We start from the raw sequence: 25,797 nt of genomic DNA on the forward strand, positions 1-25,797 counted from the left end.
TCGGTATCGGTTCGGCGCAAGCGGGAGTGGTCCCGCAGCGGCGCCGTGGTCAATCCTCTAGTCCTGCACGCGGTCGAGCTCGATCTTCTCCCCGCCCAGCATCGCCACATCGCCCTCGGCATGGGTCGAGACGAGCATCGTGCGCCCGCGCCGCCCCGACAGCAAAAACTCGATGACGCGCCCCTTGGTCACGGCGTCGAGGCCGGTGAAGGGCTCGTCGAGCAGCAGCATCCGCGAGGGATACGCCACCGCGCGGGCGAGCGACACGCGTCGCCGCATGCCACCCGAGAGCTGCGAGACGGGCCGGTCGAGCGAGTCCTTGGGCAGGATCCGCGAGAGCAGCGAACGCACCCGCGCCCGACGCGTCCCGCGCGGGCACACGAGCAGCACGTTCTCCACGGGCGTCAACGCCTCGCAGAGGCGCTCCTCCTGAAACATCGCCGCGATCTGCCCGGGCGCGATACCCGTCACGACGCCGGCATCCGCCGCGTCGAGCCCCAGCAGCACCTTAAAGAGCGTTGTCTTACCGCTGCCCGAGGGCGCCATGAGGCAGTAGACGCCACCCGCGCTTAGGGTGAAGGTCACGCCGTGCAGTACGTCCAGGTCGCCGAAGCTCTTACGGAGCCCCTCGATGCGAACGTCTTCCACCGACTCCACGTCACTCACCGCCCTTCGCGGTGCCGACGCGTCCCAACGGTCCGCCCCACGGCCGCGCCGCAAGCTTCACCAGCTGCATGAACAGCTTCTCGAACGCGAGCGAGAGGATCATCACCACCACGGTCCAGGCAAAGAGGTCCGGCGTGTTCAAGAAGGTGCGCGCCGTGTTCATCTGCTTGCCGATCGACGGATCGGGCATGGCGAGTACCTCGGCCATGATGCCGCTCTTCCAGCTCATGCCCAGGCTGATCTTGCAGCTCGAAGCCAGAAACGGCATCACCGCGGGCCGGTACACGTACATGAACGTGCGCCACGGCGAGAGGCGGAACACCCGCGCCATCTCGAGCATCTGGGGATCCACGCTCTCAAAGCCCGAGAGCACGTTGGTGTAGATGAGCGGCAGCACGATGAAGAACGCCAGGAACATGGTGAGGTTCTGCGGCCCCACCCAGATGAGCAGCATGATGATAAAGCTCACGATGGGCAGCGTCCGCAGCAGCGAGATAATGGGGTCCACGAAGTCGCGCACGATGCGCATGCGGTACGCCACGAGCGCCAGCAGCACGCCCGCCGTGAAGCTCATGAGGAAGCCGACGGCGATGCGCGCCGTGGACGCTAGGCTGATCACCCAGAAGTTGGGCTTCGCCACTTGGGCGGCCAGCGCCTCGAGCGTGCGGATGGGCCCGGCGAGCACCAGGCGGTTGCCAATGAGGCGGTCGGCGACCTCCCACACCGCGAACCAGAACAGGATGATGCCCGCCCGCTTGAGGAGGCCGAGGCACTTCTCGCGCCGCGCGACGGCAGCGGCGCCCTCGTCATCCGCGGCGCCCGTGGCCGCCACGGCGAGCGCACGCACACCCGTGAGGAAGGCGTTGGCCTCCTCGTCACCCAGCACGCCGGAGGTGCGCATCACGCCGATAGCCCGTTCGTCCGCGGCCCCGAAGGTCCGCATCACCGCGAGGATTCTGTCCGGCGTGGCGCCCTTGCCCGCGGCGGTGCGCACCATGAACGCCATCTGGTCGTCGGGCAAGCCGTTCTGACGCACCATCTGGATCATCTGCGCGGCGCGCGCCTCGTCCACGCCCATCATGTCGTGGATCTGCGCCGGGGTGAGAACGCGCCCGGGAGCGCCCGCCGCCTCGGCCCAAGCCTCGCCGCGCGCGGCATCGTCCGCCGCAGACGCCGGTATGCCCGCGTCCACGGCACCTGCCTTGCCGGCACCCCTCTCCTGGGCACTCACTGCAGGTCCCCGCTCGCGCTGCCGTCGGTGGGCACGTCCTCGCCCGAGACGCTCGTGTTCGAATCGTCCAGATACCCCTGGGGCGGCAGGTAGTAGAAGCCGTCACCGGGAATCTTGCCGCCCACGCTATCGGGGTTGGCGTCGTAGAGGCACTTCACGAACCCGGAGAGCGCCGTGCGCATACGCTCGCCCGTGAGGCTCACCATCTCGATGTGCGGCATAGCCGCAAGCGAAACCTGGTTGTTGAGGAAGGTCCCCAACTCCTCCTGCAGCTGCGAGGCGGCCTTCATGTTCTTGAGCGACCACTCCACGCTCTTGCCCGCCATCTGCAGGTACTCCACCACGGCCTGCTCGTGCTCCTCGGCGAACTTCTTGTTCACGATGGTCGTGGTGGTAACAGCCATCGATCCCTCCTTCTTGAACGCCTTGTTCCACTCGTCCGTGATGGAGATGGGCACGTAGAGCTTGTCCACCATGGTCTCGGCGAGCGCCACGAAGGGCTGCGGCAGAATGGCGATGGCGTTCGGCTGATCTTGAATGAGGTTCAGGATCTCGAATGGCGTGCTCTTGAACACGATGTTGAAGTCGCCAGCATGCCCTGTCTTCTTGAGCAGCGCCTCGATGGTGTACTCCGGCGTGCCGCCCTGGCCGTAGGCGAGCACCTGCTTGCCCTTGAGGTCGTCGAGCGTCTTGATGGAGGAATCGGTGGTCATCACGTAGAGCACGCCCAGGTTGTCAATGGAAATGACTTGGTAGTCGTTCTTGAGCTCGTCGTTGTTGAAGAGGATGGGGCCGATGTTGCTGGGCAGGGTGCAGATGTCGTAGTCCCCTTGGTTGAACTTGGCCGAGAGGCCCACGTAGTCCACGCCGTTCAGCTCGAAGGAGAAGTCGTTGAAGGTCTTGTTGTTCTTAGCCGCCAGCAGGAACTGCGAGAGTCCCATGGAGGGCGGGCCCATGATGAGGCCCACGCGCACCTTGGTGGCGTCGGCCGAGCCCTTGAGCTCGCGATCCTCGGTCTTAGACTTGAAGGTCACGCCTGCGGGCGACGAGCCGGCAGCAGCGGAACCGGAGCCGGTAGACGAGCCGCCCGAGCAGCCGGCGAGGCCCAGGCCAGCCAGAACCGTGAGGGCAGAACCGCCAAGCGCCAGAAAGCTACGGCGCGAAAGATCGGTAGTGATGTTCATGGATGCGTCTCCCCAATACGTTTGAAAGGGGCGAACGGGACCAGCATCCCGTCCGCCCTGCCTGTATGCCGTGCGGTGACTAAGCCTCGGTCTTCTCGGCCGTGCGACTGCTCTGCTCTGCCTCGCGCTTGCGGCGGCGATAGGCGTTCACGCCGCACACGCAGCCGCCGCCAACCAGCGCACCGGCAAACACCACGCCGGCCGCAAAGGCAACCGGGTTGGTCTCGAGCGCCTTCTCGCCACTGCTCTTGCCCGCAAGTTTCTGCACGGGACTGTTCTTGCCGTCCTCGCCGGCAGCCGCCGCCTCGGCTTCGAGCGCCTCGAGGGCGGCCTGCTCGGCCTCCTTGGTCGTGACGCCCGTCACGTTGGAATCGGCGTTCTGCAGCTTGGAGAGCAGGCCGGCCGGGACCGAGCCGCCACCGGAGCTCGGCAGCCCCGAGAGGTTCAGCTCGAAGGTGGCGTCCCAGGTGTGCTGGCCGGTGATGCCCGAGATGGTCGAGGCGAGTGAGCCCATGGTGATGGTCACCGAGCAGCCCTTCTTGATGGTGGAGCCGGGGTTCTCAAGCACGCCGAGGTCGATGGTCACGCTGGTGAGCGCGTTGCCACCTGTGCTCGAGATGACGTTCAACCCGTTCACGCTCTGCACCGTCATGATGCGCGACTGGATCTTGATGGGCAGGTAGAGCACGGCGCGGCCGTTGGCATCCACCTTGAGCGTGGCGTTATTGGTGACCGGGTCCTTGGGCGGGAACACGCCGCTCGTGATGTGCGGTGAGAGCGGCAGGCCCGAGCTCGCACGGCTCACGTAGATGTTCGCCGTCACGGTGTAGGTGCCCTCCTTAAGGTGCCCGGTCGCCGTGCCGCTACCGCCCGTGGAGCCCCCGTTGTTCGAGGTGCCCTGGTTGCCTTGATTGTTGTTCTGGTTACCACCGGCGTTGCCGGAGTTGTTATGATCCGACCCTCCCCCGTTGCCTCCGGGGTTCGTGGAACCGCCGTTACCGCCGGGAACCGTCGTGCTGTCAGAAACCTTCTTGGCGGAGCTATAGGCAACATCAAGCTGCAGGGCGACATCACCCGCCGGCTGAATATCCTGGTCTAGGGGCACTGCGTACATCTTTGAGCCCTTGAAGAAGTATGCCTTCGTCCCACTTGTCAAGTCGTCAGTCAGCTTAATCGTCAGCTGACTGATCCGTGTTTCGTACTTCCCGTATTTCCAGTTTGCTGGATCCTTGGGCGGCACGCGCGTGACCGAAATATCCTTGAGCTCGCTTGACGTACCAAGTTCCTGCAGCGTGAACACGGGATTCTTAACAGGTAGGACAAGCGTGCGCGTCCCATCTTTCGCCACCACGAGCGTCGCATTCATGGAAACAGGGGTCATTGGAATATCGTTCGACACCTCGGCTTGATCGTTGTAATCGATCACGGGTCCAAATGGGTTATTCGGATTCGTCGGATACACCGTGGTGCCCGGCAACAACGGATTGTACTTGCCCGGCATGGAGAGGTTGGCGGTAATCCGGTAAGTACCGGGGGCGAGTTCCTTGGAAGCTGCGGGCTTCTTGACCGTCAACACTCCCGGTACGCCCACAAACTCATAGTTCTTAGCAGTACCGCCCGTCGGGGTCACGGTATACGTACCCACCTGCGACGTATCGCCACCCGACATCGTTGGCAAGGTGAACGTTGTATCTGCCAGTTTCACCGAGATAATTGATTCGCCGTTCACAAACCCCGTAATATCCATAAGGCCGGTACTGAGCTCATCACCCACATTGAGCGTCGTGTTCTTGAAGGCTGCCGTAAGCGGGGCTTTAGCAATGGACCAGTCGATAATCACGGGGTTGTTCGTGCCATCCTTCCAGACGTAGCCGTCCTTGAGGGTAACGATAGCTTTGTAGCTTCCCGCGTTGGTTGACGAAGCCACGCCACCAACGGTATAGCCCTCGCCCGCGGTCACGCCGATCTGGGCCTTTCCGGTGTAGACGAGATCCTTCACCGCCGTCGGCTGGACAACCTGTTTGGGAGCGTCGTTGACCACGGCAATGTAGCCCCAGGGGGTATCGTCACTGGCAGGCTGCATCGTCCCTCCGTCAAGATCCAACGCGGAGTTGAACAGGTAGTTCGTTACGTTGCCAGTGCCGGTATTCTCCTTTGTCAGGCGAACGTACGCCTTGCCGTCCGCCACCGATGCCTTGAGCTTGATTGCTTTGGTGGCACCCGAGCCTTTGGTGCCCGTTATCAGGTAGAACTCGCTTCCCTGGGAGGCAGGCACCGTCATGGCAAACACAATGTGCTCATCAGAGAAGGTGAATCCGCTCACGGGATCGAAGGGATTAACATCAGGAACATACTCGGGCACCGTTATCCCTGCACTATACAGACCCTTCACCTGTGGCGAGGAAAACGAAGACTCACTCGACACCAGAGATTGCACCTGATCGGTATATCCCCTGTCGTTCAATATCTTTGTGTTCAACTTGAAATATCCTGAGTACCACTTCATAATCTCAACGCTCTGCTCGGGCGTACCCAGCTGCGTAAAAGGACCATCAAGCGTTCCATCGGTCTCGTACGAGATGCCGATACCTGAGACCGCGTCCAGGCTATCCCAAGTCCAGGCCCACTCACCCGTATTTGCCTCGTCCTTGGGAGTCGCAATCACAAAGGAACCCAGACCGGAAACCGGGGCGCTCAGGGTGCCGTCAGCGGCAACGGAGCCAACTTCCTCCAATTTGTTTCCGGCGAAACGGAACACCTTGGATCCGGCAGGCTGCTTGGACAGCTTCAACGTCAAGGCCATTGCGTCATCTGGTACGATGGCGGCCCCTGTGCCATCAAATCGATGGTATAGAGCGCATAATCGGGAACCGTCTTATACTTCTGACCGAGAGAGACCTTCAGTGCTTCATATGCGTGACCGCTGGTAACCGACGCGACGGAAAGGGTTGCCTCGGACAGCTCATTTATCGCCGACGAGCTTGCATTGGCCTTTACATCGAGCTTCACGCCAGTCGCTTGATCGCTGAACGTCTTCGCAAAATCATCCGAGACTTCCTTCTTGGCGTTCGCGAGATCAAGGTCCAAATCGAGATCCTTGTTGAGGAATTTATTGAGCGTAGTTGCGTACTCGGTATTTCCGGTCAAATGGTAGGTACCGCTCAGATTGTCCAATTGGAAGGTGATGTGTTCGATGCGCGTTGTAATGCCTGCATCGGCAACCTTCTTGTTGTAGTCGTCGTCGTTGTCCTTCTTCTCGATTGGCTTCGTGGTTACATTCGTAATCTTCGCCCCATCGCTCGTACCAAGCTTCTGAAAGGTGAAAACCGGGTTGGGCAGGGTGACGACAACGGTTACCGTGCCGTCCGCAGCAACGACAAGCGTGGCATTACGAGTTTTTACGGGAACATTGGGGATACCGCCGGCACCGTTAATGCTTTCCGGATTAAGAGGATTTGTGGCATAGGCTCGCAGATTCATGCCGGGAATGGGGTCACGCATGGAGATGTTCGCCAGAACGCTATACGTTCCCGGCACGAGCTTGTCCACGGACGAGTAGATGCGCGAGGACTCGGGGTCAGCCTCATCAGACGCGGCAAGGAGGGAGGCGGCTGCAGACTCCTCCTCAGCAGACTGGGAATCCTGCATTTTCTCCGCATCGCTCGAAGCACCCTGCTTCTCCTGCTCCCCCTTCGCCGCCGAGGGAACGTCTTCTGCCGCAGCAGCTTTCTCATCGGCCTCTTGCTTGTCCGTCTGAACTTGCTGCGCCGCATCGGCATCCGGATGATTCTCCGACAAATCAGTATCGGTATTATCGGTGGTAGCCGCAGCCTCAGAATCCGTGACCGTGACGCCTTGGTCGGAATTTGCCCGCTCAGAGGCAACCTGGGCCTCCTGGGCCACCTCGGCAAACGCCGTCATCGGCAGCTGGGAGCCCACCATCGAGAGGGCGGCAACGAGTATCACCGCCTGCCTCAAACCATAGCGGAGCAATCGCGTAGCCCTGTTATCCATTTCTTCTCCCTTACTCCAAAAGACCCCGGCTCTAACGAAGCTGAGCCGAGGCCTTTAGCTTTGCGCCCCAAGATTCGTGCAAAAGCTCTTACTGTGCCGCACTCAAATCTGCGACAAGATGCAGGTTCCAAGCTTTATCGCCCCTGTACAGCGGGAACGTCGCGAACTCCTTCGACGGGGAAAACGTTGCGACCGAGGTACCCGCTGCAAAGTTCGTCACATCAAAGGTGATGGTTGCGATCCGGTTCGCATAAGGTGTGGTCCATGGGAACGGGGCCTTCCATGCCGTTTCAGTTGTGCCGACCACCGAGACCGCACCATCCGTCGAGGCATCAGCGATAGATAAAATGCCAAACGTATTGTTAACGATGGGGACCGTCAGCAGCTTTTTCCCGTCTTTTATTACAAGTGTCGCGTTGTTATACACGGGACTCGTAGGCTTATTGAGCGGAGGGTTGCCATTGTTAGTGACATAGGCGTTCTGCCCGATAGGCGTGTCTGCCTTATCAACGTACACGTTCGCAGTGACCGTGTACGTGCCATCTGTGCTCGCATCGGCAAACGCACTCGTGGGCACCGTCGCCAGGCCACAACCTGCCGTCGCCACGACCAGCGCAGCAGCACCCGTCACTTTCAGAAAATCTCGACGCGAATAATCCTTCTCCATAGTACTCTCCCCCTTCATCGGGAACTGCGGTAAAGCTTGGAGTTGAACGCTGCATGCTTCTGTTCATCTCTTGGCGTGCATTGTTTCATAAGAGAAACTTAAAAAAGGTTGCCAAGGTTACCATTGGCTAACTTTTTTGAGATTTTTCGGATTGCTTTCTAGAGGTCTCCGCGCCTCGTCAGCTTGAGGCGCCGACCCTCGCCCTCGAGCACGCCCTCCTCGATCATGCGGCGGAGCTCGCGCAGCAGAGCCTTATCGTTCACCGCCAGGTACTCCGCCAAGGCCTTGCGGCTATAGGGAATAATCACGTAACCGTCCTTGTCCTCCGGCAGGCGCCGCAGGTACAGTGCGATGCGCTTGCGAAGGCGCGGTTCGGAGAGCAGCGCGAGCTTGGCCGTGAGCGTCTTGACCTTCTTGGACATCTCGCCCATCACGTTGGCGTACAGCCGCAGCAGTGCACCGTCACCGTTGCCCTTGACCCCCTCGGCGGGAAGAAAGAGGATGACGGAGTCCTGAAGGGCGATCGCCTCAACGGGCGCCGTCCCCACCGCCATGGGGACCGCCTCGGCAAAGGAATCCCCCACCTCGAAGCGCGAGATGATCTGACGCGAGCCGTCCTTGCCCAGCATACGCGCCTCGGTGCGACCCTTGAGCACCACAGGCACAGCCTTGAGCTTATCGCCGCTGTGAAAGACCGCCTCACCCTTGGAGAAGGAACGCGTGTACGCGCCGAGGGCGCGCAGCAGGCCGGGCAGCTCGGCGGGATCTATGCCCGCAAAGACCGGGGACTTCTTGAGAACAGCCAGCGTTGCCTCATCGACATCCATGGTACTCGATGACTCCTTTTCAGCCGCTCTCCCTGCACGCGGAAAGGCAGCTGGATGGAACGGCGGCATAGCATCCAGCTGTAATGGCTAATTGTTACACAAGGTTAACTTCATGCGGGTTGCCATGGCTACTTTTTGGAATTATTCCAGTGAGTGAGGGGCGGTGAGGCTTTTAGCGCAGCGGTCAATCCGTCGAAGATCGGGGCGCACGCGGCGTCGTCGAACAGCACAACTTTTCTCCATTTCAGGGGTCTTCGCGCGCCCAAACGTCGAAAAGCACTCGGGGCATGCAGCGACAATGCATCCGACGTCGAAAACGGCGCGCAAAACAAAGGCGGCGGGCCGCTTGGCGCGACTCGCCGCCTCTCGCTGCGTAGCGATTATTCTCGCCCGCGCCGATTACTTGTCCTCAGGCACCTCGTAGGTGGCAGACGGCGTGTTGTCGCACACGACGGTAAAGCCGCCGTCCTTGTCGGCATCGACCGTCACCTGATCTCCCTCGCGCACCCTGCCGTCGATGATAGCGGCGGCGATGGCATCCACGACCTCGCGCTGAACCAGACGCTTGAGCGGACGGGCGCCAAAGACCGGGTCCAAGCCGCCCACGGCGAGCAGCTGCTTGGCCGCCGGGGTGATGGCAAGCGTCATGCGCTCCTTGGCCAGACGTGCGCGGACGTCGGCGAGCTGGATGTCGACGATCTTCTCGATCTGCGCCATACCGAGCGGATGGAACACCACGATGTCATCGATACGGTTGAGGAACTCGGGGCGGAAGGTCTGAGCCATGGCCGCGTCGACCTGATGGCGCATCTCCTCCTCGTCCTTACCGGACAGATCGGCGATGGCCTTGGAGCCCACGTTGCTCGTCATGATGATAATCGTGTTCTTGAAGGACACCTGGCGACCCTGGCCATCGGTCAGACGGCCGTCGTCGAGCACCTGCAACAGCACGTTAAAGACATCCGGATGGGCCTTCTCCATCTCGTCGAGCAAGATCACGGAGTAGGGACGACGGCGCACGGCCTCGGTGAGCTGGCCGCCCTCGTCGTAACCCACGTATCCCGGGGGCGCACCGATCAGACGCTGGACGCTGAACTTCTCCATGTACTCGGACATGTCGATACGAACGAGTGCGCGCTCGTCGTCGAACAGGCACTCGGCAAGCGCCTTGGCGAGCTCGGTCTTGCCCACGCCGGTGGGGCCCAGGAAGAAGAAGCTGCCGATGGGCTTGTCCGGGTCGGAGAGGCCCGCACGGCTGCGGCGCACGGCCGCGGCAACGGCGGAGACGGCCTCGTCCTGACCGATGACGCGCTTATGCAGCTCGCCCTCCAGGCCCTTCAACTTGTCGAGCTCGCCCTGCATCATCTTGGACACAGGCACGCCTGTCCAGGCGCTCACGACCTCGGCGATCTCATCGGAGGTCACCTGTTCGTTGAGGCCCTCGCCGTCCTGCTGCTTTTGCGCCTCGAGCGCGGCCTCGGAATCCTGAATCTGCTGCTGCAGGCCCGGAATCACGGAGAAGCGCAGCTCGGACGCACGGCCCAGGTCGCCGTTGCGCGTCGCGCGCTCCTCTTCGCTTCTGGCCTCGTCGAGCCGGCCCTTGAGCTCCTGCACGTGGTCGATGGCGTTCTTCTGGTTGAGCCAGCCGGCCTTTTGCACGTTGAGCTTTTCCTGGACCTCGGCGATCTCCTGACGCAGGGCCTCCAGACGCTCCTTGGAGGCGTCATCGGTCTCCTTCATGAGCGCTTGTTCCTCGATCTGCAGCTGGGTGAGTTGACGCGTGGTGGCGTCGATCTCGACCGGCATGCTGTCGAGCTCCATGCGCAGGCGGCTTGCGGCCTCATCGACCAGGTCGATGGCCTTGTCGGGCAGGAAACGGTCAGCGATGTAGCGATCGGAGAGGTCGGCGGCGGCCACGAGCGCGCTATCGGTGATATGCACGCCGTGGAAGATCTCGTACTTCTCCTTGAGGCCACGCAGGATCGAGATGGTGTCCTCGACGGTAGGCTCGCTCACCATAACGGTCTGGAAACGACGGGCGAGCGCCGCGTCCTTCTCGATGTACTTACGGTATTCGTCAAGCGTGGTCGCGCCGATCGCATGCAGGTCGCCACGGGCGAGCGCAGGCTTGAGGATGTTGCCGGCGTCCATGGAGCCCTCGGTGGCACCCGCGCCCACGATGGTGTGGAGCTCATCGATGAACAGGATGACCTTACCTTCCGATTTTTGCACTTCCTTGAGCACGGCCTTCAAGCGGTCCTCGAACTCGCCGCGATACTTGGCGCCAGCGACCAGCGCGCTCATGTCGAGCTCGATGAGGTCGCGGTCGCGCAGGGTGCTCGGCACGTCGCCGGCCACGATACGCTGGGCGATGCCCTCGACGATGGCCGTCTTGCCGACGCCCGGCTCGCCGATGAGCACGGGGTTGTTCTTGGTGCGGCGGGACAGGACCTGGATGGTACGGCGAATCTCATCGGTACGGCCGATGACCGGGTCGAGCTTGCCGGCGCGGGCCAGGTCGCAGATGTTGCGACCGTACTGCTCCAGTGCCTCAAACTGGGTCTTGTCCTCGGCAGACGTCACGCGGTCATCGCCACGTAGCTCCTCGTAGACCTGCTCGATGCGCTCCTTGGTAACGCCAGCGTCGCGCAGCACGCGGCCAGCCTCGCCCTTGTCCTCGGCAAGCGCCATGAGCAGATGCTCGGTCACCACAAAGCTGTCGCCCATCTTGGTGGCCTTCTTCTCAGCCTTCTCGATGACGCGAACGAGCTCGTTGGACAGGCCCATCTGCTGACCCTCGCCCGAAACCTTGGGCGCGCGGTCGATGGCATCCTGTGTGGAGCGTGCGAGCTGGGCCGGGTCGGCACCGATGCGCTCGATAATCACGGAGATATTGCGCTCGCCGGCACCGAGCAGGGCGGACAGCAGGTGAATCGGCTCTACCGCGCCGGCCTGCGCGTCGGCAGCCGTGCTCATGGCGGTCTGCAGCGCCTCGCGCGACGTCATTGCTAGCTTATCGATTCTCATGGAATCACCTCTCTTGGGGCGGCCGCCCTACGGGGCGGCTTCACGTTGTTCGAGAAGTATTGTTGCCAGCTTTGCGCGATCTTATACACAAATCTAAGTCTCTATATATAAGATTTTCTGAGTGATTGAAGGATAGGGTACTGAGACGCCGACCCACTGCATCCCCGACGACCAACCGTCTCGATCTGTAACATCTAGCAGCCGTTTTTGGGTCCAGATGTTACAGATCGAGATGAAATGATCGGCAGCGCCCGTTTGTCTAAATCTGTAACAACTACTCGGCAAATAAGGGTCCATCTGTTACAGATCGAGATAAACAGAAGACACCCGAATCGATAATCTAAATCTGTAACACCAAGCCCACTTTTAACGGCCCAGATGTTACAGATCGAGACAGACTGAAAACCACCGCAAAGGGGCACCTTTGTGGTGGTCGCGTTCTCTACTCTTTTGACGAGCCCGTGCTTCCCGATTCGGCGTTCCAGGGCATCTCATCCTCGAATAGCCATGTACGAGCAGACCCACTATCGCGTGCAGCCTGCAGGTCGGGCAAGCAGGTCTGTTCATAGGCATCCTGAATGCACTGACCCATAAACTCGTTGAGCTCGGTCTGGTCGCCCTCCATGACATAGGCCACATCGCCGTCCATGATGTAGATGCCCGGACCCTCATTGCCCTCGTAACCCGGATCGTACGAGACATCACATAGCTTTGCGCCGTTCGCGGTATCCAGCTCGATGGAAGAGTGGCATCCGCCAACCATGTCGTTCGCTTTTGCCCGATAGGACGCATATCCGTACCAACGCTTAAAGGTTTTGCCTTTGAGCAGCTCGGTTGCTTTGCTGATTAGGCTCGCGTCCATGGTGTAGCGCATGGCCCCAAGCTGAATGCGCGGATAATTGCTAATGCCCAGCGCTGCCGGTTTCTCATCAAAATCAACAGTAATGGTCTCGGGTTTTTCGTCGCCGGTCAGAAGTTCGACTGATTGAGTCACAGGCTTAACCACCGGCTCCGTCACCGCAGCAGGCAGAAATGCCATACCGACAACGCCCACACCAACCACGGCGATCGCAAGCGCCAGAGCAATCAATCCAATACGGGCAGAGCGACTCACAGCAAAACACCTCGCAATGCAGATCTGCGTCATTTGCCCTAATGATACCGTCAGCTAACACTATCACCAAAAGAAGCCGCTCGCTCCCCACCACCACAAAGGAGACAGGCACCTTTGTGGTGGGTTTCGACGCTAACGGTCGACCATCTCACGCCATGAGATTAAACTTAATTTGTTATCTGAATTTATCTATTTCTATCTATCCTCAACAGCTTTTTGTTTCGGGGAGATCATATGAAGCCGTCTCATTCCACCGGTCGCAACGTCATCGCCATTCTCGCCGTACCCATCGTGATGCTCTTCCTTATCGTCATCACGCCCTTTTCTCTCGGTATCGCCTCGCCCTTCGATTTGTGCGGGATGGTCGACGCCGGCTCGCGTGCCACCTCGCTCTCCTTTATCTGCCGCGGCGTGTTTTACGAAGATAGAATTCCCACCGGATTTTGGCAGTCAAAGTTGCCACTGCTCGGTCAGATCGACGGATGCTCCCCCCCATTTCTGCCTTGAACCTCAGGCGCTAAACTATCTGATCGACGACCAGCCACTCGACTCCATCACCCTCGCCTACGACTACGCACCAAACACCGATGAGCGCCACATGAACCAAGTCCTCGACAAGATGCTTGGACAGTGCGGGCTCACCGAGGAGGACGGTCGAACCATCTATAGCAACCAGAAATTAAAGCGAACAGAACTCCGCCGTGTCGGAAAAATCGAAGGGCGAAGTGGGGCCGCCTACTGGCAGGCCTGGGCAACACGCGACAAGAGCGAATTCGGACACAGCACCTATATGGTCACCGTCTACACCAAAGACGGAATTAAGGACAATGTTGACGATTTCGCGTCGTCCAAACTCGGCATCCCCAAAACAACCAAACCCGCCACCCCAGATGAAATCCTGTAGAGACATTCATTAAAATGCTGCCCAGCGATCACAATAACATCGAGCCCGCCCCCCACCACCACAAAGGGGACAGGCACCTTTGTGGTGATTTTCGACTCCGGCGCTCATCTGTCTCGATCTGTAACATCTAGCGGCCGTTTTTGACCCCAGATGTTACAGATTGAGATGAAATGCTCAGCGGCGCCCGTTTGTCTAAATCTGTAACAACTACTCGGCAAATAAGGGTCCACCTGTTACAGATCGAGATAAACAGAAGACACCCGAATCGATAATCTAAATCTGCAACACCAAGCCCACTTTTAACGGCCCAGATGTTACAGATCGAGACAGACTGAAAACCACCGCAAAGGGGCACCTTTGTGGTGGTCGCGTTCTCTACTCTTTTGCCGAGCCCGTGCTTCCCGATTCGGCGGTCCAGGGCATCTCATCCTCGAATAGCCATGTACGAGCAGATCCACCATCGCGTGCAGTCTGCGGGTCGGGCAGGCAGGTCTGGTCGTACGCGTCCATCACGCAACGATCCAAAAAATCGATCACCTGCTGCTGGTCGCCTTCAAGAATGTAGGTCACGCCGCCATCTTGGATATAGACGCCGTCCCCACCTCCGGCTTTTGCGTATTCCGGATTGTAGTTAACGGTGCGCATCAGTTTGCCATCAGATGAATACAACTTCAGCGTTGTATAGTAGCCACCGTTCACAGAACCACGTCGGCGCTCATAGGCATCCCAACCGTCCCAGCGTTTGAACGAACGCCCGTTTAGCAAGTCCAGCGCCTGTCGGGACAACTTCTCGTCCTTGGTATAGCGAGACGAGCCAAGTTCAATCATGGGGTAGTTGCTTATGCTTAGAATGCCCGGCGTTTCCTCGATATCGAGCGTTATCTCGTCGGGCTTTGTAACGTCCGAAATCATTTGCCCGGGCATCGATGCAACAAGGGACGCCATCTCAACCGTCTGCTCAACCCCACTCGGCCCATAGAAGATAAGCGAGCCAAATAGGACCACGCCCGCAGCAGCGACGACGCAAGCCACCAACAGCAACAAAACAGAAGTGCAACGCTTCATCTTCAACTCCACAAACGAGAGTGTTTTGAGCTCACTTTAAAGCGCCAACTTCATACTGTCAATTCTAGATAGCATATGAACAAAGGCGCACTCCCCCATAGAGGAGAGTTGCAACCTCGATTTTAGCGCCCTCAAGACCCAACGAGCAGCACTTAACAAGTAGCCCCGGTTATACCTTTCTCTGACGCGACCCTCGCGAAGCGCGTGAGCGGGCGGGAAAGGGTAAGCCCTGGGCGGACAATTAAGTGCGTTACTCGGCAGCGGCCTTGAACTTGTTGTAGTTGATCAGGCAGCCGGCCTTGACGATGGCGCGCTCCTCGGCCGTCATATCGGCGATGTAGAGCTCAATCTGCTCAACCGCACCATCGGCACGCACCACGTAGGCAGCGATGTTCTTGAGGTCGCCATCGAGCGCGGCGCGGATACCCGGCACGAAGACGTAGTCGCCCACCTCAAAGTTGGGCTCGGCCTCCATCTGGAAGGGCACCATGCCCCAGTTCATCACGTTGGAGCGATAGCGCTTGGTGGCGTACTCGTGGACGATATTGGCCAGACCGCCGATCACGCGCTGGCAGCTCGCAGCCTGCTCGCGGGCGGAACCGTCACCGGGCTTCTTGGCATAGAGCATGGAGCCATACTCGGTCGCCTTGGCATCGGCCGCGACACCCACGCCGGCCAGTGCCTCAAACACACCGGCAAGCTCGGCATCGAGTGCCGCCAGGTCGCCCGCGGCCTCGCCGGCCACGCGACGCTTCTCCACGGCGTCGACCTCCTTGGAGCGGCCCACGTAGGCCGGATCGCGACGGCTCAGCGTAAACTCGGCCAGGCCCAACGGGTTGGAGCGAAAGGAGCTCGTCTCGCCCGAGGGAATGAGCTCGTCGGTCGTGGTGACCGGGTCCATGATCTTGGAGCACACCTTGAGCAGGATGTCGTCGCCGAGGGGCTCCATCGCGGGCCACGGCTTAATGTTGGGGCCTTCGACCAGCTCGTCGGCCGGCTCCGCCTTGCCAAAGCCCCAGTACACGCGCTTTTTGTACGGCGCGTCGTCAAAGGTGTACTCGCAGGCCTCGTCCCAAGTCTCCTCGGGCAGGTCGGTCGCCGGCGTCAGGACGCCGCCGTTGGCAGCCGTCGCCGCAATGGAGCGGGCGTCCATCAGGGCCACGGCGCTCAGCTGGCCATTACCCGGCTTGGAGCCCTCGCGGTTGGGGAAATTGCGCGTGGTGTGGCGGATGGACAGGCCGTTGTTGGCAGGCGTGTCGCCGGCGCCAAAGCACGGACCGCAGAACGCCGTGCGAACGATCGCACCGGCCTCCATAAGGTCGTAGATGTAGCCGCGGCGTGTAAGCTCGAGTGTCACGGGCTGGCTCGTGGGATAGACCGACAGCGAGAACTCGCCGCAGCCGGTGTTGGCGCCCTTGAGCACGCGGGCAGCCTGGACCACGGAGTCGTAGTTGCCGCCCGAGCAGCCGGCGATAACGCCCTGCTGCACGTGCAGCTTGCCGTCGACGATCTTGTCGAGCAGGCTAAAGTGCGTCTTGCCCTCGCCGATCTTGGCAGCCTCGAGCTCCACCTCGTGCAGGATGTCCTCGAGGCTCTCGTTGAGCTCGTCGATCTCAAAGCCGTTGGAAGGATGGAACGGCAGCGCGATCATGGGCTTGATGCTCGACAGATCGACCTCGACGCAGCCGTCATAGTAGGCAACATCGGCGGGCTTGAGCTCGCGGTAGTCGTCGCCGCGGCCGTGCATGGTCAAAAACGCGCGCGTGTCCTCATCGGTGGCCCAGATGCTCGACAGGCAGGTGGTCTCGGTGGTCATAACGTCGACGCCGTTGCGGTAGTCGGTCGTCATGCTCGCGATGCCGGGGCCCACAAACTCCATAACCTTATTCTTAACGTAGCCCTTGGCAAAGACGGCACGGATGATGGCGAGCGCCACGTCGTGCGGGCCGACGCCGGGGCGCGGGGCGCCCGTGAGGTAGATGGCGACAACGCCGGGATAGGCGACATCGTAGGTGTCACGCAGCAGCTGTTTTGCCAGCTCGCCGCCGCCCTCGCCCACGGCCATGGTGCCCAGGGCGCCGTAGCGGGTGTGCGAGTCGGAGCCCAGGATCATCTTGCCGCAACCGGCGAAGTTCTCACGCATAAAGGAGTGGATGACGGCGATGTGCGGCGGGACGAAAATGCCGCCGTACTTCTTGGCAGCCGAGAGACCAAAGACGTGGTCGTCCTCGTTGATGGTGCCGCCCACGGCGCACAGCGAGTTGTGGCAGTTGGTGAGCACGTAGGGCAGCGGGAACTGCTCCATGCCCGAGGCGCGCGCCGTCTGGATGATGCCGACAAAGGTGATGTCATGGCTCGCCATGGCGTCGAAACGAATCTTGAGCGCCTCGGGATCTCCAGACGTATTGTGTGCCTGGAGGATCGAATACGCGATGGTGCCGCGCTTGGCGTCCTCAGGCGTCTGCGTAATGCCGCGCTCGGCAGCCTCGGCCGCAGGCACGACCTCGCTGCCGCCGCGCAGGTAGATGCCGTCCTCGTACAGCTTGACCATACTGTCTCCCACTCTGCCCAAAAGATTTGGGCGCATAGCATACATTCGTTCAATATCGTGCCATAGAACGGTTGCGAGTGGGTTACGAATCTACACGTTCACTTTATCTCAGTAAAGTAAAGGACGAGCCTGGTGTCAGGCGGCAGATTTGGTGCAAGAGTGTCCCTTTCGACTAGTCGTTTAAGAACGCCCCCAATGACTACCCAGGCAATGCCGATGTTTTGGCGCGGACAGCGAAAGCCCGCCAGAGCGAGCAAGGTGCCTTGAAACAAGGCGGCATTGATCTTCTGATCATGCCGCCGAAGTTGAAAGGCAGATTGTCGCTCTGGGCGGCGCGCAGCGTCGGCCCGTTACGCGGTTCGTAGAACCGCGTAACTACAAATCCCCGCCGGCACCCAGCAGCTTGCGCATGACCTGTTCGGGGTTAACCGAGCCATCGCGCGGGGCCAGGGCGGTGATCTTCTTCTGCATCTTGTACTCGTGCAGCTCATCCTCGAGCTGGCGCACGCGAGCGCGGAGCTTCTCGTTCTCGCGCTCGCGCTCCTCGGCACGCTCCTTCATATCGAGAATGCGCACCACGCCGGCAAGGTTGATACCCTCGTCAGTCAGCTGGTTGATGAGCTCCAGACGCTCGATATCGGCACGCGAATACAGGCGTGTGTTACCGCCCGAGCGCTGGGGGTTCACCAGGCCCTTAGACTCGTAGACGCGCAGAGTCTGCGGATGCATGCCGGTCAGCTCGGCCGCCACGCTGATCATGTACAGCGGTTTGTTCCTATTGTCCTCGGCCATGCTACCTGACCCCTTTCCGTCTCGTTATCGTCCATCATAAGCCCGCGGGCGCGGGCGTGCGCCACGACCGCCCTAGTACGTCGCCTTGTAACGGTTGACCTTCTCGCGATAATCGCGCGTGTCGGCCTCGCGCAGCCTGGTCATGGCATCGCGCTCATCGTCGGACAGGTTCGTGGGAACCTGCACCTTGATTTCGACGAGCAGCGCGCCTGTGCGGCCACGGTGCTTAACGTCGGGCGCACCCATCTCCTTAAAGCGGAACTTCTTGCCCGTCTGGGTGCCAGCGGGCACCTTCAGACGAACCGTCGCGCCGCCGGGCGTGGGCACATCAACCGTGCAGCCGAGCGCCGCCTCGTAGACCGAGATCGGCACCTCCATGGTCACATCGGCACCCTTGCGCTTAAACAGCGGGTGCTCCTCCACATGCGTGGTCACGACCAGGTCGCCGCGCTCGCCGCCGGCAACGCCATACTCGCCGCGACGCTTGTAGCGTAGCTTGCCGCCGTCGACCGCGCCCGCGGGCACCGAGACCGTAATGGTCTGCTGCTCGCCTGTCGAGGGAATGCGATAGGTGACCTTGTGCGTCACACCGCGAAACGCGTCCTCGGCCGTCACATCAACAGTCAGCGACAGGTCGCCGCCCTTGCGAGCACGGCTGCGGCCCGCGCCGGCACCGGCAGCGCCCGCAGCCCCGGCAAAGCCCGAGCCCCAATCGCTGCCCCAGGCGCCGTTGCCGCTAAAGATGCTGTCGAAGATGTCGCCCCAGCCGCTGGCACCCGCGCCGGCACCGTAGCCGCCGCCATACGCGCCGCCCGCGCCCGGCATGCCGCCAAACATGAGCATCTGGTCGTACTCTTTGCGCTTCTTCTCGTCCGAAAGCGTCTCGTAGGCCTCGCTGATCTCCTTGAACTTGGCCTCGTCGCCGCCGGCATCGGGGTGATATTTTTGCGCGAGCTTGCGAAACGCGCTCTTGATCTCTTTGTCGGAGGCGCTCTTGGATACGCCCAGGATGTCATAGAAGGTTTTGCCTGCAGCCATCGTAGCTCCTCTCCTGTTTCATCCGCCGCCCAGCGGGCGGCGGCTCATGCTTTCATATGGCACTAGGCCAGAAAGGGCCCCGGGTGTTGCCCCGGGGCCCTTCTCAATTACTCCTCGGTGCTCTCGGCCGTATCGGCCGCAGCATCCTCGGGCGCCGCTTCGGGCTCCGGTGCGGGGCGTTTCTCGCCGCCGTAGGTCACCGTCACCATCGCGGAACGCAGGATGCGATCCGCCATGCGGTAGCCCTTCTGGTACACGTCGTTGACGGTCTCGTCGTACTGCGACGCGTCCTCGACGCGACCCACGGCCTGGTGCTCGAGCGGATCGAACGCCTCGCCCTTGGGGTCGATGGGCTCAACGCCCTCGTGCGCAAACACATCGAGCAGCTTGGCATGCACCGCGTCGACGCCGTCGACGAACTGCTTAAAGTCGTCGGCAAGCTCCTGGCTGCGGGCATGGTCGATCGCACGCTCGATATCGTCGACCACCGGCAGCAGCGCGGTGACGAGCTTCTCGGTCGCGCGCTCGCGCTCGGCGATACGCTCATTGGCGGTGCGGCGACGGAAGTTCTCCCAGTCGGCCTGAAGACGGGCGGTACGCTCAGTGGCGTCCTTTGCCTTGTCCTCGGCGACCTTCTGAGCCTCTGCCGCAGCATCGAGCTCATTGCGCACGTCGGCGAGCTCCTTTTGGGCCTGCTCGAACTTGAGCTTAAAGTCGTTGTCGGCGGCTTCCTCACCGGCGCGGATAGCGGCTTCCACCATCTCGTCCTCGGTCATCGTCGCCTCCTTGTTGGAATCCTCTACCTGGTTCTCGGCAGCCTCGGCGGCCTCGGCCTCGTTGGCCTCGGTATCGTCGACGGCCTCTACGGGAATCTTCACGTCCTTCTCCTCAGAGTCAACGGGGGCGGCGCCAGCGGCAGCCGCCTCCGTGCGAGCTTTACGGGCGGACATGATTACTTGTCCTCGTCGTCCACAACCTCGTAGTCGGCGTCGACAACGTCATCGTCGGCAGGCTGGGCACCGGCGGCACCGTCGGTCTGCTGCTGAGCGTCGGCGTAGACAACCTGGGCCAGCTCGTAGGCCACGGACTGCAGGGACTCGCCGGCGGCCTTGATGGCTTCGACGTCAGAGCCCTCGAGCGCCTTCTTGGCGTCGGCGATAGCGGCCTCGGCCTTGGACTTCACGTCGGCGGAAACCTTGTCGCCCAGCTCGTTGAGGGTCTGCTCAGTGGAGTAGCACAGGCTGTCGGTCTGGTTGCGGACCTCGACCTCTTCCTTCTGCTTCTTGTCCTCCTCGGCATGAGCTTCGGCGTCCTTGACCATACGATCGACTTCGTCGTCGGAAAGCGCGGTGGAGCCGGAAATGGTGATCTGCTGCTCCTTGCCGGTGCCCTTGTCCTTAGCGGAGACCTTGACGATGCCGTTGGCGTCAATGTCGAAGGTGACCTCGATCTGCGGCACGCCGCGGCGAGCAGCCGGGATGCCGGTCAGCTGGAACTTACCGAGCGACTTGTTGTCGCGGGCAAGCTCGCGCTCGCCCTGGAGCACGTTGATCTCGACGCTGGTCTGGTTGTCGGCAGCGGTGGAGTAGACCTCGGTCTTGGAGGTCGGGATCGTGGTGTTGCGGTCGATCATCTTGGTCATGATGCCGCCCATGGTCTCGACGCCCAGCGACAGCGGGGTAACGTCGAGCAGCAGGATGCCCTCGACGTCGCCGGTGAGCACGCCGCCCTGGACGGCAGCACCGTCGGCAACGACCTCGTCGGGGTTCACGGACATGTTGGGCTGCTTGCCGGTCATGGTCTTGACGAGCTCCTGGACAGCGGGCATACGGGTGGAGCCGCCGACGAGGATGACCTCGGTCAAATCGGAGAGCTTGAGCTTAGCGTCGCGCAGGGCGTTGGTGACAGGCTGCTTGCAGCGCTCGAGCAGGTCGCGGGTGATCTTCTCGAACTCGGCGCGGGTCAGCGTGTAGTTGAGGTGCAGCGGGCCGGACTGGTTCATGGTAATGAACGGCAGGTTGATGGTGGTCTGCTGGGCGGCGGAGAGCTCCTTCTTGGCGTTCTCGGCGGCCTCCTTCAGACGCTGCAGGGCCATGGGGTCCTGACGCAGGTCGACACCGTTCTCCTGCTGGAACTTATCGGCCATCCAGTCGATGACGCGCTGATCCCAGTCGTCGCCGCCCAGGTGGTTATCGCCCGAGGTGGACAGAACCTCAAACACGCCGTCGGCGAGGTCGAGGATGGAGACGTCGAAGGTGCCGCCGCCCAGGTCGAAGACCAGGATGCGCTGGTCGGTGCCCTGCTTGTCCAGGCCATAGGCAAGAGCAGCAGCGGTCGGCTCGTTGACGATACGCTTGACGTTGAGGCCAGCGATCTTGCCGGCGTCCTTGGTGGCCTGACGCTGGGCGTCGTTGAAGTAGGCCGGGACGGTGATGACGGCGTCGGTGACGGTCTCGCCCAGATACTTCTCGGCGTCGGCCTTCATCTTCGCGAGCGTCATGGCGCTCACCTGCTCGGCGGTGTAATCCTTGCCCTCGATGTCGACGACGGCACGGCCACCCTGGCCCTCCTTGACCTCATACGGCACGGCCTTGATCTCGGAGGTGCACTCGGAGTACTTGCGGCCCATGAAGCGCTTGATGGAGAACACGGTGTTCTTGGGGTTGGTGACAGCCTGGTTCTTAGCGGCCTTACCCACGACGCGGTCGCCGTCGGCACGGAAGCCCACGACGGACGGGGTGGTGCGGTCGCCCTCGGCGTTCACGATAATGGTCGGAGAACCGCCCTCGAGGACGGCCATAGCGGAGTTAGTAGTACCAAGGTCGATACCAAGAATCTTACTCATTAGAAATTCCCTCTCTCTTTTGCGTTCGCGCCGCCTCGACGATCTGTCGCGCGGCGCTTCGGCTTGTCTTTCAGGATGTAGTGTATCCCCTTATGGGCCGGAATATACAAAATCTAAGTCAATTCATATAAGATTTCTTATTGCTGAGAGTTTAGGTTCTTAAATGCGCAGGTAGACGCACTGTTTGAGTTCTCGGCAAATCTATCGAGATCTATGTAGAGATGGCTGAGGTTTGCGTCCGGGGGTGCCTGGGGGCCGTCTTGCGGAAAGCTCATCCCGGTTTGAGCGTGGATTCCGGGTCGCAGTTTCCGTCTGAAGGCTCAACCGGAAACCGTATCCCGTTTTGAGAGCTGATACCGGCTCGCATTTTCCGCTAGCGGGCCTAACCGGAAACTGCAACCCGTTTTTCGACAAAATAATGGGATGCGGTTTCCGCAAGCACGCTCAATCGTCCTATATTTCAAGTCACCTTTAGCTAACATTTATGCAGCTCAACGGCCCCACCTGCGCGTTTTTTAGTAAACCTTGGCATACTCGGCGAACGGTATGAAGATGCCGGTCAGAGGGTATTGCAAACGGTCGCTCCCGTGGTATGTTTTTGCCCGAATCAAACCGGCGCGCATCGCCTGTAGCGTCGGTCAACAGAGAGGAAACTACCATGGCTCATCCCGTAATTGATGCCGACGAGTGCATCGCTTGTGGCGTTTGCGTCGACTCCTGCCCCGCTGGCGTTCTGGAGCTCCAGGACGTCGCTACCGTCGCTGACGAGGACTCCTGCGTCGCCTGTGGCGCTTGCCAGGACGCTTGCCCCGCTGGCGCGATCACCGAGATCGTCGAGGAGTAACAACTCCCGCACTTGCACACTCAAAAGTACACCGTGCACAAAAAGGAGGCCTCCGCATCGCCGCGGAGGCCTCCTTTTTTGTGCGGATAACCAATTAGGCACCATCGCAGGTTGAGCTCACGTCAGCGAAAACGTCCCTAGGCGAGCAAGGTGACGTGAAAGAGGAGGGAAGCGTACTTTGGTACGCGACCGACGATTGAACGTCAGATTGCCGCTTAGGGACGTTTGCAGCATCGGCTACGATAGATCGTCCTCGTAGGGCATTAAATCGGCAAGGTAGCCCTTCTCCTTGAGTATGGCCTCGATCTCGTCGAGGGTCTGCTCGTCTTCTGCCGCAATGCGGTGAAAGTGGTAGCCGCTGGTCACCGTCAGCAGCGGGAAGCTCTTGCCGCTGGCGATGCCCTCTAGGTAGCGCTCGACATCGCGGCGGTTGCGGATGTCCAGGTCGGCCGTGATCTTGCCGTACACACGATGGTTGACGATCACATTGAGCACGGCGCCACCCGCGTCGACGATACTCGTAAGCTCGTCGCCCGCCTGCTCCACACTGTGGCGCACCTTAACAAGACGCGTGGGCACGGCGGGGCTACTCGCGGCTTCCTGCAGCACGTAGCCGCGGTTGGTCGCCACGATATCGTGCCCATCGGCGCGCAGCAGGGCGATGTCCTGCACCACGACCTGGCGGCTCACACCCACCTCGCGGGCAAGCGCGCTGCCCGATACGGGCCCCTTGGCTCCCTCGAGCACGCCCATGATGGCACGGCGACGCTCGCGGGCGTTCATTATTTACCGTCCAGCAGACGCAGGTGCTTAAGCGAGAGGTCGAGGATCGGCGCGGAGTGCGTCAGCGCCCCCGAGCTAATAAAGTCAACGCCCAGGTCGGCGAGCGCGCGGATATTGCTGGCGTCCACGTTGCCCGAACACTCGGTCTTGGCGCGGCCGGCGATAAGCTCAATCGCGGCAGCCATATCGTCGTGGGTCATGTTGTCGAACATGATGATATCGGCACCGGCCTCAACTGCCTCGCGCACCATATTCAGGTTCTCGCACTCAATCTCGACCGTCGTGGTAAACGACGCGTGGGCGCGCGCCATCTCGATCGCGCGCGTCACGCCACCGGCGGCATCGATGTGGTTGTCCTTGAGCATGACGGCTGTCGACAGGTTGTAGCGATGGTTGCTGCCGCCGCCGATCTCAACCGCCGCCTTCTCAAACACGCGCATGCCCGGCGTGGTCTTGCGTGTGTCGACGAGCACGGTCTTGGTACCCTCGAGCGCCGCTGCCATTCTGTGCGTATAGGTAGCGATACCGCTCATGCGCTGCAGGTAGTTGAGCGCCACGCGCTCGCCCGAAAGCAGCACGCGCGCATCGCCGCGCACCTGGCCCACGTGGTCGCCGGCGTGCACCTCGTCACCGTCGGCAACATCAAACAGCACCGAGCTCTGCGAATCCAGCAGCTCAAAGGTGCGAGCGAACACATCCAGGCCCGCGATGATGCCATCGGCCTTGGCGATAAGCTCCACCGTGGCGGGGCGCGCCGTGGGGCACACACTCGCCGTGCTCACATCCTCAAACGTGATGTCCTCGCGCAGGGCCTGCAGAATCAGATCATCGACGACGAGCTTCATGGTAATGGGATTCATGGTCTACTCCTCCACGGCCTGCGTGCCGGCGGCACGGGCCAAATCATCGATCGCCAAGGTATCGGCGCTCAGAGCGCGATGGCAGCCATCGAGCGCGGGCTCGCCCGCCTGCTCCACGGCGAGCGACTCGCCGGTGCGCATGCACCAGGCGGCACGGCGGCCCCAAACCAGGGACTCGAGCAGGCTGTTGGAAGCCAGGCGATTCTTGCCGTGCACGCCGTTGCAGGCCGTCTCGCCGGCGGCGTAGAGCTCGGGCATCGAGGTGCGGCCGTCCTTGTCGACCCACACGCCGCCCATAAAGTAGTGCTGCGTAGGCGTAACGGGGATGGGCTCGTCCAAGATGTCGCGGCCGTCCTCCAAGCAGCGTGCGCGAATGTTGGCAAAGTGCCCGGTCACTACATCGCGCTCGACGGGGGCAAAGCTCAGCCACTCGTGCTCGGTACCGTCCTGCTTCATCTGCTCGCGAATAGCGGCGGCGACCACATCGCGCGGCTGAAGCTCGTCGGTAAAGCGCTCACCGGCGGCGTTGAGCAAAATCGCGCCCTCGCCGCGGCAGCTCTCGCTGATCAGGAAGGTGCGGCCTGGCTGCGGCGAGAACAGTCCCGTGGGGTGGATCTGCACGTAGTCCAGATGCTCCATCTTAATGCCATGCTCCTGAGCGATGTAGCAGGCATCGCCCGTGAGCTGCGGGTAGTTGGTCGAGTGATCGTACACGCCGCCGATGCCGCCCGTTGCCCACAACGTATGACGGGCATGGATCTTAAACGGCTCGCCGGCATGCACGCCCTCGGCGGCATTTGCCAGCTCGTCGGCGGGGCGAACCGAGTTGTCCTCGTCCACGGGAACGGCGACGACACCGGCACACACCGTGGCGCCGTCACGCTCGCCCGTCAGGATGTCAGTCATGGCCACGTGCTCCAAAATCTGCACGTTGTCCAGCTTGCGAACGGCCTGAAGCAGCTTGGTCGTAATCTCCTTGCCGGTGATATCGGCATGGAAGGCAATGCGCGGACGGCTGTGTGCGCCCTCGCGGGTAAAGTCGAGGCTGCCATCCGCCTTGCGCTCAAAATCCACGCCCATCGCTAGCAGGTCGTTGATGACCGAGCGGCTCGAGCGGATCATGATGTCGACGCTCTCGCGGCGGTTCTCGTAGTGGCCGGCGTGCATGGTGTCCTCAAAGAAGGCATCGTAGTCCGAGCCCTCGGGCAGCACGCAAATGCCGCCCTGCGCGAGCATCGAATCGCACTCGTCGACAGCGCCCTTGGAGAGCATGAGCACGCGCATGCTCGTCGGCAGGTTGAGAGCCGCATACAGGCCCGCTACGCCGCAGCCGGCAATAACGACGTCGCACTCCATATCGGGGTATTGCTTGGTTTCCACAGGAA

21 protein-coding genes are annotated in these 25,797 nt (G+C 61.2%); 3 read left to right on the forward strand and 18 right to left on the reverse strand.

The window, feature by feature from the left end; all coding sequences use genetic code 11:
* Positions 1-57: 57 nt before the first annotated feature.
* From AAAX59_RS05445 to AAAX59_RS05485, 9 genes are all read right to left on the reverse strand, one after another.
* On the reverse strand, positions 58-648 hold the full coding sequence (locus AAAX59_RS05445) for an ATP-binding cassette domain-containing protein (RefSeq protein ID WP_349071029.1): 591 nt from the start codon (positions 646-648) through the stop codon (positions 58-60).
* A gap of 10 nt (positions 649-658) precedes the next feature.
* Complete coding sequence (locus AAAX59_RS05450) at positions 659-1,858, reverse strand: ABC transporter permease (RefSeq protein ID WP_349071030.1); 1,200 nt, start codon at positions 1,856-1,858, stop codon at positions 659-661.
* A 35-nt stretch (positions 1,859-1,893) separates the two neighbouring features.
* On the reverse strand, positions 1,894-3,081 hold the full coding sequence (locus tag AAAX59_RS05455; RefSeq protein ID WP_347492065.1) for an ABC transporter substrate-binding protein: 1,188 nt from the start codon (positions 3,079-3,081) through the stop codon (positions 1,894-1,896).
* 79 nt (positions 3,082-3,160) lie between these two features.
* Complete coding sequence (locus tag AAAX59_RS05460) at positions 3,161-5,884, reverse strand: MBG domain-containing protein (protein WP_349071031.1); 2,724 nt, start codon at positions 5,882-5,884, stop codon at positions 3,161-3,163.
* Positions 5,875-7,095 (reverse strand): hypothetical protein, encoded by a 1,221-nt coding sequence (locus AAAX59_RS05465; RefSeq protein ID WP_349071032.1) that lies wholly within the window; start codon positions 7,093-7,095, stop codon positions 5,875-5,877. The genes AAAX59_RS05460 and AAAX59_RS05465 overlap by 10 nt, the downstream gene beginning before the upstream one ends.
* Before the next feature lie 88 nt (positions 7,096-7,183).
* Positions 7,184-7,762: a twin-arginine translocation signal domain-containing protein gene (locus AAAX59_RS05470; protein WP_349071033.1), complete on the reverse strand. Its 579-nt coding sequence runs from the start codon at positions 7,760-7,762 to the stop codon at positions 7,184-7,186.
* A 158-nt stretch (positions 7,763-7,920) separates the two neighbouring features.
* Positions 7,921-8,589 (reverse strand): Crp/Fnr family transcriptional regulator, encoded by a 669-nt coding sequence (locus tag AAAX59_RS05475; RefSeq protein WP_349071034.1) that lies wholly within the window; start codon positions 8,587-8,589, stop codon positions 7,921-7,923.
* A 399-nt stretch (positions 8,590-8,988) separates the two neighbouring features.
* Positions 8,989-11,616: an ATP-dependent chaperone ClpB gene (clpB, locus tag AAAX59_RS05480; RefSeq protein ID WP_349071035.1), complete on the reverse strand. Its 2,628-nt coding sequence runs from the start codon at positions 11,614-11,616 to the stop codon at positions 8,989-8,991.
* A gap of 442 nt (positions 11,617-12,058) precedes the next feature.
* A complete protein-coding gene (locus AAAX59_RS05485) occupies positions 12,059-12,730 on the reverse strand; it encodes a hypothetical protein (RefSeq protein ID WP_138375309.1) in 672 nt (223 codons plus the stop codon).
* Between the two features lie 234 nt (positions 12,731-12,964).
* Here AAAX59_RS05485 and AAAX59_RS05490 point away from each other — a divergent pair, with 234 nt between their 5' ends.
* Positions 12,965-13,237, forward strand: coding sequence for a hypothetical protein (locus AAAX59_RS05490; protein ID WP_349071036.1), 273 nt, complete (start codon positions 12,965-12,967; stop codon positions 13,235-13,237).
* Between the two features lie 91 nt (positions 13,238-13,328).
* Positions 13,329-13,634 (forward strand): hypothetical protein, encoded by a 306-nt coding sequence (locus AAAX59_RS05495; protein ID WP_349071037.1) that lies wholly within the window; start codon positions 13,329-13,331, stop codon positions 13,632-13,634.
* Positions 13,635-14,009: 375 nt separating this feature from the next.
* Here the strand turns inward: AAAX59_RS05495 and AAAX59_RS05500 are convergent, their stop codons facing one another.
* From AAAX59_RS05500 to dnaK, 6 genes are all read right to left on the reverse strand, one after another.
* Complete coding sequence (locus tag AAAX59_RS05500; RefSeq protein ID WP_195502996.1) at positions 14,010-14,699, reverse strand: hypothetical protein; 690 nt, start codon at positions 14,697-14,699, stop codon at positions 14,010-14,012.
* Between the two features lie 250 nt (positions 14,700-14,949).
* Positions 14,950-17,250, reverse strand: a complete 2,301-nt coding sequence (locus tag AAAX59_RS05505) for a hydratase (protein WP_349071038.1) — start codon at positions 17,248-17,250, stop codon at positions 14,950-14,952.
* A gap of 375 nt (positions 17,251-17,625) precedes the next feature.
* A complete protein-coding gene (locus tag AAAX59_RS05510) occupies positions 17,626-18,042 on the reverse strand; it encodes a helix-turn-helix transcriptional regulator (RefSeq protein WP_006235210.1) in 417 nt (138 codons plus the stop codon).
* A 72-nt stretch (positions 18,043-18,114) separates the two neighbouring features.
* Positions 18,115-19,080: a DnaJ C-terminal domain-containing protein gene (locus tag AAAX59_RS05515; RefSeq protein ID WP_343006475.1), complete on the reverse strand. Its 966-nt coding sequence runs from the start codon at positions 19,078-19,080 to the stop codon at positions 18,115-18,117.
* Positions 19,081-19,187: 107 nt separating this feature from the next.
* Entirely contained in the window at positions 19,188-20,030 is an 843-nt protein-coding gene (locus AAAX59_RS05520) for a nucleotide exchange factor GrpE (RefSeq protein WP_195544026.1), read from the reverse strand.
* Between the two features lie 2 nt (positions 20,031-20,032).
* Positions 20,033-21,925: a molecular chaperone DnaK gene (gene dnaK, locus AAAX59_RS05525; RefSeq protein WP_349071039.1), complete on the reverse strand. Its 1,893-nt coding sequence runs from the start codon at positions 21,923-21,925 to the stop codon at positions 20,033-20,035.
* Positions 21,926-22,583: 658 nt separating this feature from the next.
* On the opposite strand from dnaK, the gene AAAX59_RS05530 reads away from it, so the two are divergent.
* Complete coding sequence (locus AAAX59_RS05530; RefSeq protein WP_006235216.1) at positions 22,584-22,769, forward strand: 4Fe-4S binding protein; 186 nt, start codon at positions 22,584-22,586, stop codon at positions 22,767-22,769.
* Between the two features lie 237 nt (positions 22,770-23,006).
* Here the strand turns inward: AAAX59_RS05530 and AAAX59_RS05535 are convergent, their stop codons facing one another.
* Genes AAAX59_RS05535 through AAAX59_RS05545 form a run of 3 tightly spaced genes read right to left on the reverse strand, consistent with a single transcriptional unit; the run spans position 23,007 to position 25,792 of the window.
* Positions 23,007-23,552: a transcription repressor NadR gene (locus AAAX59_RS05535; protein WP_161156909.1), complete on the reverse strand. Its 546-nt coding sequence runs from the start codon at positions 23,550-23,552 to the stop codon at positions 23,007-23,009.
* Positions 23,552-24,412 (reverse strand): carboxylating nicotinate-nucleotide diphosphorylase, encoded by an 861-nt coding sequence (nadC, locus tag AAAX59_RS05540; RefSeq protein WP_349071040.1) that lies wholly within the window; start codon positions 24,410-24,412, stop codon positions 23,552-23,554. Before nadC ends, AAAX59_RS05535 begins: the two co-directional genes overlap by 1 nt.
* Positions 24,413-24,415: 3 nt before the next feature.
* On the reverse strand, positions 24,416-25,792 hold the full coding sequence (locus AAAX59_RS05545; protein WP_349071041.1) for an FAD-binding protein: 1,377 nt from the start codon (positions 25,790-25,792) through the stop codon (positions 24,416-24,418).
* Positions 25,793-25,797: the final 5 nt, after the last annotated feature.

The organism is Collinsella sp. CLA-ER-H2, from assembly GCF_040092405.1.
In the GTDB taxonomy this organism is placed as follows: domain Bacteria; phylum Actinomycetota; class Coriobacteriia; order Coriobacteriales; family Coriobacteriaceae; genus Collinsella.

Coding starts and splice junctions, on each gene's coding strand:
- nadC (WP_349071040.1), bottom strand. CDS start 24,412: ATGAATCCCATTACCATGAAGCTCGTCGTCGATGATCTGATTCTGCAG.
- AAAX59_RS05515 (WP_343006475.1), bottom strand. CDS start 19,080: ATGGCTGCAGGCAAAACCTTCTATGACATCCTGGGCGTATCCAAGAGC.
- AAAX59_RS05530 (WP_006235216.1), top strand. CDS start 22,584: ATGGCTCATCCCGTAATTGATGCCGACGAGTGCATCGCTTGTGGCGTT.
- AAAX59_RS05455 (WP_347492065.1), bottom strand. CDS start 3,081: ATGAACATCACTACCGATCTTTCGCGCCGTAGCTTTCTGGCGCTTGGC.
- AAAX59_RS05460 (WP_349071031.1), bottom strand. CDS start 5,884: ATGGCCTTGACGTTGAAGCTGTCCAAGCAGCCTGCCGGATCCAAGGTG.
- AAAX59_RS05505 (WP_349071038.1), bottom strand. CDS start 17,250: ATGGTCAAGCTGTACGAGGACGGCATCTACCTGCGCGGCGGCAGCGAG.
- AAAX59_RS05470 (WP_349071033.1), bottom strand. CDS start 7,762: ATGGAGAAGGATTATTCGCGTCGAGATTTTCTGAAAGTGACGGGTGCT.
- AAAX59_RS05475 (WP_349071034.1), bottom strand. CDS start 8,589: ATGGATGTCGATGAGGCAACGCTGGCTGTTCTCAAGAAGTCCCCGGTC.
- clpB (WP_349071035.1), bottom strand. CDS start 11,616: ATGAGAATCGATAAGCTAGCAATGACGTCGCGCGAGGCGCTGCAGACC.
- AAAX59_RS05520 (WP_195544026.1), bottom strand. CDS start 20,030: ATGTCCGCCCGTAAAGCTCGCACGGAGGCGGCTGCCGCTGGCGCCGCC.
- AAAX59_RS05535 (WP_161156909.1), bottom strand. CDS start 23,552: ATGAACGCCCGCGAGCGTCGCCGTGCCATCATGGGCGTGCTCGAGGGA.
- AAAX59_RS05510 (WP_006235210.1), bottom strand. CDS start 18,042: ATGGCCGAGGACAATAGGAACAAACCGCTGTACATGATCAGCGTGGCG.
- dnaK (WP_349071039.1), bottom strand. CDS start 21,925: ATGAGTAAGATTCTTGGTATCGACCTTGGTACTACTAACTCCGCTATG.
- AAAX59_RS05490 (WP_349071036.1), top strand. CDS start 12,965: ATGAAGCCGTCTCATTCCACCGGTCGCAACGTCATCGCCATTCTCGCC.
- AAAX59_RS05500 (WP_195502996.1), bottom strand. CDS start 14,699: ATGAAGCGTTGCACTTCTGTTTTGTTGCTGTTGGTGGCTTGCGTCGTC.
- AAAX59_RS05495 (WP_349071037.1), top strand. CDS start 13,329: ATGAACCAAGTCCTCGACAAGATGCTTGGACAGTGCGGGCTCACCGAG.
- AAAX59_RS05465 (WP_349071032.1), bottom strand. CDS start 7,095: ATGGATAACAGGGCTACGCGATTGCTCCGCTATGGTTTGAGGCAGGCG.